This window comes from bacterium (genome assembly GCA_035371905.1).
Classification (GTDB): Bacteria; Ratteibacteria; UBA8468; order B48-G9; family JAFGKM01; genus JAMWDI01.
The window spans coordinates 1-10,848 of sequence record DAORXQ010000058.1 but is presented as its reverse complement, the minus strand read 5'-3'; the positions used below and the strand labels follow the sequence as shown (position 1 = coordinate 10,848).

Below are 10,848 nucleotides of genomic sequence, written 5' to 3'. Positions count from 1 at the left end.
CAGGTGAGGGTAAAGTCCACTTACAAAAGATGCTCTTGCAGGCATACAAAGAGGACTTGTTGTATAGGCATTTTTGAATATAACCCCTTCTTCTGCAATTTTATCAATATTGGGTGTTTTTATGATTTTGTTTCCATAAGCACCTAAACAGTCCCATCTTAACTGGTCAGGCATTAAAATAATTATATCTTTTTTTTCCATTTTTAATTCTCTTTAACCATTTATTATTGACTTCAAATACCGGTGAAAAAATAATTGAAATCAATCTTTATACAAGTTTCAAATATGCGTTGAAAAGTGCTTTATAGTATCTCAATAATCTTTCTGGCTCTGGATTTGACAATATCTCAGCAAGACAGAAGTTTTTGAAGTTTATTTCTTTAAGTAATTTGAATAATGTCAACCATGGATAATCATTACAGAGTTCATTTATATGTACAATCTCTATTTTATCTTTCAGAAGATTAAAATTTTTCTCAATAGAACCTGTTTCATCAATATCTGTCATATTTGAATTCCAGCATACATAAAGATTTGGATGGTCTGCAATATCTACCATCTGCTTTATATATACAGGGTTTGATGTTTCATGTCCATGGACTTCAAGCCGGATTTTTATACCATAATCAGAAGCAAAAGATGATACCTCTCTTAATGATTTTCCTATCTGTTCAATAGTTTTTTCTTTAGGAACATTGGGTGGAAAAGCATTTGGTCTTACTTTTATTCCTTCTGCTCCTACATCTTTTGCAAGTATTACATATTCTTTTGTTCCTTCAATGTTTTTCTTCAAAATTTCTTTATCAGGACTGTGATATTCAAAAATTGTCCCAAGTCCAACAAGTTTAACTTTTGAATTTTCAAATTTTTTCCTTACTTCTTCTCTTTCTTTTTTTGTCAGGTTTGATTCTACTTTATGTTTGTGCTGTGTCCTCAATTCCACTCCTTCATACCCAAGTTCTTCACATTTTTTTATAATTGTATCAACATCCCATTCAGCAGCAATCATATAAGTTACAATTCCAAGTTTCATTTTTATTCCTCCTTTCTATTTTAAAAAAACTGTTTTTCCTTTTTCCACTGATTCAACTATTTTTTCTATTATTTTAACATTATTAAGACCATCTTCCAGTGTTATAAAAGGTTCTTTATTATCATATATACAATCAATAAAATGCTGAATTGGTAGAGAAGCAAAACCAATAGGTTTTCCATCAATAGGTAAATATCCTGTTATCATGGGGAAATTTGTTTCTCTTTTTATATCTGAAGATATTTTACATACAAATTCATTTAAATCAACTTCAAGTTTACCTTTACTTCCTTCAATTTTAAAATAAAAATCAACAATAGAGGGCCAGGATTCAGGAATAATCCAGGATGTCTCAACTGTTGCATAAAATCTTCCAAAATCTAAAATTGCAGTAACAGTATCATAAGTATCAATGCCATATCCTGAAAGAACTCCTTTTTTCCCAATTGCATAAATTTTTTCTGGAAGAGATTTTGAGAACCAGCAAACAAGGTCAACTGTATGAGGAAATAAAAACCAGTGAGGACCTGATTTACCTGACCATGAAAACCATTTTAAAGGAACATCTATTCTATCACTCAATCTTGTATAAATTGAACAAATATTTCCAATTTCACCTTTGTCAAAACTATCTTTAATTTGAACAAAATAAGGATTGAATCTGTTATGGAAATCTGTCATCAAAATTTTTTTACTTCTTTTTGCCTCATTTACCATATCTTCTGCATCTTTCGTATTTGTTGCCATGGGTTTTTCTACAAGAACATTTTTTCCACTTTTTAACATTTCAATAACAATATCTCTATGAGCAAAATCAGGAGTGACAACTGAAACTGCCTGAATTTCTTTATCTTGTGCAATTTCTTTATAATCAGTTGTATATTTTACATCATATTTTTCACTTATCTCCTTTGCTCTTTTTTCATTTATATCACAGATTTTTATAAGTTCAGATTTAAGATATGTTTTGTAAGTATGAACATGTATTTCACCAAAAATACCGGTTCCTATAACTGCACATTTAATTTTTTCCATTTTTTGACCCTTCACATTGGTTTAAATATAAACTTTCTGTTGTAATATGTCAATAAGAAATTTAAACTTGACAATTTGTAAATAAATAGAAAAATAAAAAATATGAGAAAAAATAAAAATATAGAAAAAATTGAGAAAGCAATAGAATTTATTGGAAAATTTAATAATACAAAGATAATTAAGGAAATTGCATGGAACTGGAATCCTTTTTTTGATAATTACAGATATTTTGACCTTTTTAATAGAGAATATAAAGGAACAATGACAAGAAATGGTGATATAATTGTTAAAGTTTTTCCTGCAAAGATTGAAAAGATGCTTAATTTTACTGAAGGGAAGAAAGAATATGTAATAAGAGGAGAAAAAATTTACAGAAAAACAGATTTAGAGATAGTTTCTAATTTTATACTGGAATTTTTGAAAAGAAGGAATTTTGAAGTTCTAAATATGAGGTCTTTAAAGATAAAAAATGGTAAAAAAATAGAATTAGTTTTTGATAACCATATAGGAGAAATAGAAGTTGTAAGAACAAAGCCATTTTTTGAATTCAGATTGAAGGACAAAGAACCTGAAAGACCTTATTTCTGTACTCCACATCATCAGTATATCTTCAAGGTTAAAAATTTAATTGAGATGGGAAAAAATGAGGATATTTTAATTGATTATGAAGAAAGTGAAATTGCAACAACTTCTTTTTCTCCTTTTGCTTTAATAAGAAGAGCAATATATGGGTTTGGAAGTTATAATTTAAGGGGTTTTTATTCTGATGAAGGCCTTTTTCCAGAGGTTAAACATGGAATAAGGCAGACAGTTTATGGAAATCTTGCAGGAAGTATTGTTGGCGCAAGTGTTTTTGTAAGGGTTGCTGAAAGATTGAAGGATAATACTTGGTATACTCTTGCTTCTGGAATTCTTGCTTTTATAAGGGCTCCTGCTGAAATTTATTTTATGAAGAAATCACTTAAATTAACTGCAAATTTTCCATCATCTATGGTTCAGAAATTTTTTGAAAAAGGGAAGATTAAAGAAATTTATGAGAGTAAAGAAATAAGAACTTGGAGAAACTTTGAAAGAGAAATTTTTAATATTTTCAAAAATAAAGAAGATTTTATTTATCTTGCAGAAAAGTATTCTAATGTAAAATTTCAGATTTACAAACTTGTTGCGAATGGAAAAAATGAAGAAATTTATAAGATTTTAAAGGATGAGTTTAATTTTTCAGATGAGGAAGTGGAAAGGTTAAAGTATTTTGTTAGACATCTTAAAGTAATTGACGTTAACAGAATTGTAGAAGAGATTAAAAGAGAAATAAGCCATCTTTATGAAAGTAAAATTTTGAAGGCTGGTGGAGAATATATGTTTTTCAAATATATTGATGAAATTTTTAAAGAAAATTTAGTAAGGCAACCTGTTAATAAGGCATTTAAGTTTTTAAATGACAGATTGAAGGATGAAGAAAGAGACCCGACTAAAGAAGAAATTTCAAATTTTATAAGTACATCAAAAAGAAGGATTGAACCATTCAGATTTCTTGACCTTTTTACATTCATTTCTTTATTTTTAATGGGTTATTTTGCTACTTTTTCCAGAGGGCTTAAAGATATTACAATTTTAATCTACTATATTTTTTATGGTGCGATAACAAATATAATTGTTGCAGCAGTTAACAGATACGGAGGTCAGGTAGGATTACAGTATTTATTTAAAGGGCTTGAAAATGCTCCAAATATAACAAGTGCTGCTGATGCATGGAATGAATACAATTCACATATTATGCGACTATGGGCTGTTTTTTCTTCAATAGGGATGGTTATAGGTATTCTCGGGAAGGTCTTTTCAAATGTTACAAATGGAATCTCAAGATATTTTGTTGAAGGATGTGCATTAATTCTTTATGTTATGGCTATAAGAGAGTGGTTTTTATATTATCATGATTTAGAAAAGAGAAGTAAAATGGGGGAATAAATGGGAAAATTGAAAAGGTTTGGTGTATCAATGGAAGAAGATTTATTGACCAGATTTGATAATTTTATAAAAGTACAGAAGTATAAAAACAGGTCAGAAGCAATAAGAGATATAATAAGAGAAAAGTTTGTTGAAGAAGAATGGGAAAAAGGTAAAAATGTAACTGGATGTATTGTTATTGTTTATGAGCATGATGTAAGGGAAATTGTTGATAAAATTATTGATATTCAGCACAAGTTTTCTCCAATTATTGTATCTTCCCAGCATATTCATATGGATAGGGAAAACTGTATGGAGATAGTTGCTGTTAAGGGAAAAGTTGAGAAAATAAAAGATTTATATTTTCATCTTAAATCATTGAAAGGGGTTAAATATTCTGCAATAACAAAAGCAACTATGGGTAAGAAATTAAAATGAAGATTATCCTAACAGGAGCATGTGGGTTTATAGGTAGTTGTTTTCTTGGATACTTAAATAAAAAAGGGATAGAGGATATTATTCTGGTTGACAGGATAAATGAAAAGAAAAGGAAAAATATAGAAAATAAAAAATTTAAGGATTATTATGATAAGGATGAATTTATTCAGAAAATTGAAGAAAAAAGATTTGATAAGAATTTTGATTTTTTAATACATCTCGGTGCCTGTACAAATACAAGAGAGAAAAATGTAGAGTATATTCTGAAAAACAATTTCATTTACTCAAAAAAACTTGCCGTTTTCTGTCTTGAAAATGATATTGAATTTATATATGCTTCATCTGCTGCTACATATGGAAAAGAAGAAAAAAATTTTTCTGATGAAGAGGAGAATATTGAAAATTTAATCCCTGTTAATCTATATGGACTTTCAAAAAATATATTTGACCTGTGGGTTGTTTTGAATAAATTTCATAATAAATTTGTTGGACTTAAATTTTTTAATGTTTATGGGACTAATGAAGAACATAAAGGAGAAATGAGGAGTATAATTTCAAAAGGATATGAGCAGATTACTCAAACAGGGAAAATAAAACTATTTAAGTCATATAGAAAAGAATATAAGGATGGAGAGCAGAAAAGGGATTTTGTATATGTAAAAGATGTGTGTGAGGTAATCTGGTTTTTTATGGAGAATAGAAAGAAAAAAGGGATATTTAATGTTGGGACAGGGAAGGCAAGAAGTTTTAACGAAGTGGCAGAAATTTTGTTTAAGTATCTTGGCAAAAAGAAAAATATTGAATATATTGATATGCCCATAGATATGAAAGAAAGTTATCAGTATTTTACTCAGGCGAATATTGAAAAATTGAGAAGTGCAGGTTATAAGAATGGATTTATGGAACTTGAAGAAGGCATAAAAAACTTTATCCAATCCCAGAAAGTCCACCTTTAAGGTGGGCTGTGGGGATGGTTGATAGTCAAGGGTTTTAAAATACGCAAAAAACAAGGATTTATATTTCTTGAAAGTACAAAGTTTTTCAGTTAATATATTATAAAAGCCCCTGTAGCTCAGGAAGGATAGAGCAGCGGTTTCCTAATCCTATTTAAGCCATTTTTCAAAAAATAAGAAAATTCAGTAAATCCATTGTATATCAATAATTTTCACTATTTTTTATGTTTTTCTATTTTACCCTATTTTACCCTATTTTTTGACATTAATTTGGCACTGATTTGGCACCACAAAATTCTGTATTTTTTAATCTTTAAAAACACAATATATTGTATAATTTAACCCAGTTAGTTGAAATGATTGATATACAATGAATTTTAATACTTTTTTTGTTAAAAGATTTCCAGATGAAAATACAATTTAGAAAAAATATAAGCAAAACCCTTGATGTTCAATATAAAATGGAGACCTACCCCCCTTCAGGACTATATATTTTTAAAAGGGAAAATACCTGTAAATTTCTTTCCTATGGAGACATCTTACAAAAATTAATTTATTTTTCTCCAAAACAATCCCAATTCTGTAATTACCAATTCTAATTGAATAAAAATTTTTACCTATCTTTAATTTCTTCAGATTTTTTATTTCATTTGGAGAGGGACTTTTTTCACATTCTAAAATTATTTTTTTTACCTTTTTTGCAATCTTTTTATCTTTTAATTTTTCTATATCACGGAGGAAACTTTTGAGGTAAATTCTATCTTCATAATTTTTTATTAAGGACTTCAAAAATTTTTTCTTTATCCACTTTTTCAGTTTTCAATCCTTCTTCTATTGCTTTACTTAATCCAATATCTTCAAATGCTTCAATAACTGCTTCTTTAACAATTTTTTTAACCATTAACATTTTTTCTCTTTTTTCAGGAATTAATTTTTTCATATTTTAAATTTCCTCCTTATTTATATCTTAATTTTACAATATTTAATTTTTACAATCAAAATAAAAAAACACATTTCCAATTGATAAAACAAATTCACCCTCCTGATGGACTATATATTTTTTAACACCAAAACCAATTTTTTATACCCCTCTCCATCCCCCATACCTACCTACTTCTTATACCCGCTTGTTGATTGTGCCTCTTCAGAAAAATTTTGGGTTAAAATAGATTAAGAGGAATTGGTTTTAAAAAATTGTAATTTTTTAATAGGATGATATAATTTTAAGAAAAGAAAAGTGGGAAATAGCAAAAGTATTAGGAGGATGTTATAACTTATGATAAAGAACTTTTTTGTAAATCCTTGCTGAACCCCATTAAGAATATTTTTAAGGAGGTCTCATTTCTTCTCTTATATCCTTGATAAGTTTATGAGGCAAATATTCCTCTAATTTATCAGAATCTATTTTCTTTTCTATACAAATGGTATTTCTGGATGACCTACAAATAAGGTAATGCCCTGGCAATCACGTTTCATACTTTTTATAACTTCTATTTGTCCAAGATGTGTATATTTCTGATTTAGTAGGTCTTCATACTTTATTCTCTCATTGTTTATATGGTAAATTTCAGCAATTCTATGTATCTACCCAGTTATTTAATTGGTGATATTTTGTCTTTATGTTTATAAAATTTTCTTTTTCTTTTCTTATCTGCAACAAAAATAAACTGATAGATAGTTTTTATATTTTTTCTCTTTATCACTTTTAAATAATATCTTTTTTCTATACAAATTGTAGATGATGCTTTTTTACTGCTTTCTCTTTTTTAGTTTTCTCTCTTCCATATTTTCTTCCTCTTATTACATACTAATTTTTGTCAAGTTTTTTAAAAAATCTAAAATCCTTTGTTTATCAAGGGTTTTGGTATCTTTCACCACAATACAAGGCGAATCCGCTATGTTTTCTGCCGGACTTGACAAAATCTTGGGAAGGTATAATTAGGTTGTGGTAAAATATAAAAAGAAAATTTGAAAATTGAAAAGTTAAAAAGTAAAATTAAAACAATGAGTTTCAGTAAATATTTACGTTTTAGCAGTGCATAGAGAAATGATAGAAAAGGGCTGGGCTTACTTTATGCTGGGAACGTTATCGGAAATGGCACATTTTTACTATGATAGTGAGGCATAGATATGAATGGATTAAATAATCTCTTAACTGAAGCAGATACCAAGGCAAAACTAATTGACCCTGCACTTCATAAAAAGGGGTGGACAGAGGACCTTATTCGTCGGGAGGAAACTGAGCGCGGGATTGATATTATAGATGGAAAGCCGAGACGAAGAGAAAGGGGTAGAATTGATTATCTTTTATGTATCCGTGTTAACATTGCCAGTCCACCTATACCGGTTGCATTAATTGAAGCGAAGAAAAGTAGCGAGCCACCTGATAAAGGACTTGAGCAAGCAAAAAGATACGCCCGTTTAAACCATGTTCCTTTTGTTTATTCTTCTAATGGTTATCTTTTTGTAGAATATGACCAATTTACAGGCAAGACTTCCCAACCCAAGCCACTTGATTTATTTCCCACACCTTCTGAACTTCGTGAGCGCTACGAGAAAGGACTTGAGTTTTCCCTATCTAGCGAGCAGGCTAAACCGCTATTGGTTCAATATCCTGGTGGAGAGGCAAGCAGACGCTATTATCAGGATGCTGCTATCCGGGCAGCATTGGAGAAGATTGCTCAAGGTAAGAAGCGATTGCTTCTCTTCCTTGCCACAGGTGCAGGTAAAACATTTATAGCTGTTCACCTGTTGAAAAAGATTGCAGATGCCGGAGGGCTTCGTCGTGCTTTATTTGTTTGCGATAGAGATGAACTGCGCAGTCAAGCACTTCTTGCCTTCCAGAATGTTTTTGGTACTGATGCTGCGGAAGTAACTACATCAAACCCTCAAAAGAATGCCAGAATTTTAATTGCCACCTATCAGACACTGAATGTCGCTTCTGAAACGGAAGACGCAAAATTCTTTCTTGAGAACTATCCTGAAAACTACTTTAGCCACATTATTATTGATGAATGCCATAGAAGTGCATGGGGCAAGTGGAGCATTATATTAAGAAGAAATCCGGATGCTATTCAGATTGGTCTTACAGCCACCCCTCGCTATTGGGAAGGAGGCAGTGAATCTGAACGAAAGGAAGACGAGGAGATTACTGCCAATAATCTTCAATACTTTGGCGAGCCAGTCTATGAATACGATATGGCACAGGGAATTGAGGATGGATATCTTTCCGCCTGTGAAATCGTGCGTCGTGAGGTAAATCTTGACATCAGGGGTGTAAGCCGAAAAGATATTGAAGTTAGAGGAGCAAAAGACGCAATAACTGGCCAACCTATTAAAGCAGATGAGATCCGTGAACAATATGAGGCCAATTCGTTTGAAGATATAATCCAGTTACCAGATAGGGTAAAGGCTATGTGTAAAGACCTATTTGAGATGCTTCTTCAAACCGGTGGACCTCACCAAAAGACTGTTATCTTTTGCGTGCGTGACACCCATGCTGACGCCGTAGCAAGCGAAATGAATAATCTCTACGCTGATTGGTGTACTAAAAATGGTCAGAAACGCCTGGAACCGTATGCCTTCAAATGCACTGCCGCGGTTGGAGGTAGCCAGTATATTGCTGACCTGCGTGGCTCAGAACGGAGCCATTTCATTGCAACTACAGTTGATTTAATAACAACAGGTGTAGATGTGCCAATTCTTAGAAATGTAGTATTTTTCAAATATGTCCGTTCCCCTATTGCTTTTCAGCAGATGATGGGAAGAGGCTCAAGAATTCATCTTCCTACAAATAAATTGATGTTTCGTGTCTATGATTACACAAATGCTACACGCTTACTTGGGAAAGAGCCCCTACCACCACCTACATCAACACCAGAGCCACCCGGAGAAGGAAGGAAAGAAAAAATTATCCGTGTAGAAGGATTTGATGTCCGTGTTAATCCTGCTGGAACTTATATTGTCACAAAAGTCGGGGATAAAATGGGAATGGTTACTATTGAGGAATACAGCCAGATGATAGCTTCTAATTTGACTAAAAAAGTCAAAACACTTGACGAACTTCGTGAGAGGTGGATAGATCCTCTAAAACGAGATGAACTTATAAATTATCTTCCAGACGACGGTAGAGGTTTGCGATTAATCCGTAAGCTGACTAAACGGCAGGATTATGACCTTTATGATATATTGGCGGAAATTGGTTTTGGTGTTGCTCCGAAAAGTAGAAAGGAGCGTGTTGATGCTTTAGAGTATAAGCATAGCGATTGGCTTTCCAGTTTTCCAGAAAAAACCAAAGCAACATTACTCGCTCTCTCAAAGCAATTTGAGAAAGGCGGAATAGAAGAATTGGAAAATCCATATATCTTTAATGCCCCGGAGGTAGTTAAAGCAGGCGGGATAGAATCTTTAAAAATGTTAGGTGAGCCAAAAGATATTATCTTTGAGACAAAAAGGAGGCTTTTTGCCCCATGAGTACTCTTAATAATATTCCAAAAACATTGCGCGAATTCATAGTTGCAAATGCTATTTATCCAATGTGCAGTAAAAAAGGAAAAATCTTTTTGAGGTGCTCAAAGAAAGGAGTTTTGACCGAAGAGAAAACACAAGAAATCATTAATCAATTGAAGTTTGAAACCGCGCAGGATTGTGAGAGGTTAAGAAAAGAGATAAAAGAACATGTTAATGCAAAAAGAGAAAACCGCCCAATTAAGCAGTGGATAGAAGATGAGAGACCAAGAGAACTACTTGCTAAACTTGGACCTGAAAAACTACCGCTTTCAAAACTACTGGCAATAATCATAAGAACTGGTAAAGAGGGAATAAGTGCTGAGGAACTATCAAAGAGATTGCTTAATCATTTTGGCTCACTGAGAAGTATTGATTCTGCAACAATTGAGGAAATACGCAAAATCGAGGGGATTGGGTTTGCCAAGGCTGTGCAAATTAAAGCAGCGCTGGAACTTGGCAAGAGGCTTTTTAGGGAACAAGCAGAAAAGAGGAAAAAGATAAAACAGGCAGAGGATGTAATAAGTTATGTGGCAGAATATCACGGAACATATCTCAAAGATTCTACAAAAGAGTTCTTTTATGTCATTCTTTTAGATATTAAGAACAAGCCAATTGAGAATGTGGAAATAAGCATGGGGAGTTTAAATGCAACCGTGGTTGACCCAAAGGAAATTGTTAAAGAAGCATCTTTAAAATCCGCTGCATCTGTTATATTAGTTCACAATCATCCATCTGGTGAGGCAACACCTTCTGCAAATGATATTGAACTTACAAATTGCATAGTCCAGGCGTGTAATCTCGTTGACATAAAGGTTTTAGACCATATAATTATTGGAAAAAATCAAGATGACTATTATAGTTTTGCTAAGGAAGGATTGATAAAATGAACGAACCATACAAACTACCAGAAGGTTGGAAATGGGTAAAACTGGGGGA

General features: G+C 31.9%; 10 protein-coding genes. 5 read left to right on the top strand and 5 right to left on the bottom strand.

Features of this window, described 5'->3' with window-relative positions; all coding sequences use genetic code 11:
• The 3 genes from PKV21_06755 to PKV21_06745 form a co-directional block, all read right to left on the bottom strand.
• The coding region (locus PKV21_06755) for a sulfatase-like hydrolase/transferase (GenBank protein HOM27189.1) at positions 1-201 on the bottom strand (201 nt) is incomplete at its 3' end.
• Positions 202-268: 67 nt separating this feature from the next.
• Complete coding sequence (locus tag PKV21_06750; GenBank protein ID HOM27188.1) at positions 269-1,033, bottom strand: sugar phosphate isomerase/epimerase family protein; 765 nt, start codon at positions 1,031-1,033, stop codon at positions 269-271.
• Positions 1,034-1,048: 15 nt separating this feature from the next.
• Positions 1,049-2,068 carry a Gfo/Idh/MocA family oxidoreductase gene (locus tag PKV21_06745; GenBank protein ID HOM27187.1) on the bottom strand — a complete coding sequence of 340 codons (1,020 nt, stop codon included), beginning with the start codon at positions 2,066-2,068 and terminating at the stop codon, positions 1,049-1,051.
• Positions 2,069-2,170: 102 nt separating this feature from the next.
• Here PKV21_06745 and PKV21_06740 point away from each other — a divergent pair, with 102 nt between their 5' ends.
• The 3 genes from PKV21_06740 to rfaD are packed head-to-tail and all read left to right on the top strand — an operon-like array spanning position 2,171 to position 5,406.
• Positions 2,171-4,033, top strand: a complete 1,863-nt coding sequence (locus tag PKV21_06740; GenBank protein HOM27186.1) for a hypothetical protein — start codon at positions 2,171-2,173, stop codon at positions 4,031-4,033.
• Positions 4,034-4,450 (top strand): nickel-responsive transcriptional regulator NikR, encoded by a 417-nt coding sequence (gene nikR, locus PKV21_06735; GenBank protein HOM27185.1) that lies wholly within the window; start codon positions 4,034-4,036, stop codon positions 4,448-4,450.
• Positions 4,447-5,406 carry an ADP-glyceromanno-heptose 6-epimerase gene (gene rfaD / locus PKV21_06730; protein HOM27184.1) on the top strand — a complete coding sequence of 320 codons (960 nt, stop codon included), beginning with the start codon at positions 4,447-4,449 and terminating at the stop codon, positions 5,404-5,406. The genes nikR and rfaD overlap by 4 nt, the downstream gene beginning before the upstream one ends.
• Before the next feature lie 492 nt (positions 5,407-5,898).
• On the opposite strand, the gene PKV21_06725 is transcribed toward rfaD, so the two are convergent.
• Both PKV21_06725 and PKV21_06720 read right to left on the bottom strand, forming a co-directional pair.
• The gene (locus PKV21_06725) at positions 5,899-6,192 is read right to left on the bottom strand and encodes a type II toxin-antitoxin system RelE/ParE family toxin (GenBank protein ID HOM27183.1); all 294 of its coding nucleotides are present in this window, start codon (positions 6,190-6,192) and stop codon (positions 5,899-5,901) included.
• Positions 6,167-6,343, bottom strand: a complete 177-nt coding sequence (locus tag PKV21_06720) for a hypothetical protein (protein HOM27182.1) — start codon at positions 6,341-6,343, stop codon at positions 6,167-6,169. The genes PKV21_06725 and PKV21_06720 overlap by 26 nt, the downstream gene beginning before the upstream one ends.
• Positions 6,344-7,533: 1,190 nt before the next feature.
• Between PKV21_06720 and PKV21_06715 the strand changes: the two genes are divergently transcribed.
• Both PKV21_06715 and radC read left to right on the top strand, forming a co-directional pair.
• Positions 7,534-9,876 carry a DEAD/DEAH box helicase family protein gene (locus tag PKV21_06715; GenBank protein ID HOM27181.1) on the top strand — a complete coding sequence of 781 codons (2,343 nt, stop codon included), beginning with the start codon at positions 7,534-7,536 and terminating at the stop codon, positions 9,874-9,876.
• Positions 9,873-10,799 carry a DNA repair protein RadC gene (gene radC, locus PKV21_06710; protein HOM27180.1) on the top strand — a complete coding sequence of 309 codons (927 nt, stop codon included), beginning with the start codon at positions 9,873-9,875 and terminating at the stop codon, positions 10,797-10,799. The genes PKV21_06715 and radC overlap by 4 nt, the downstream gene beginning before the upstream one ends.
• Positions 10,800-10,848: the final 49 nt, after the last annotated feature.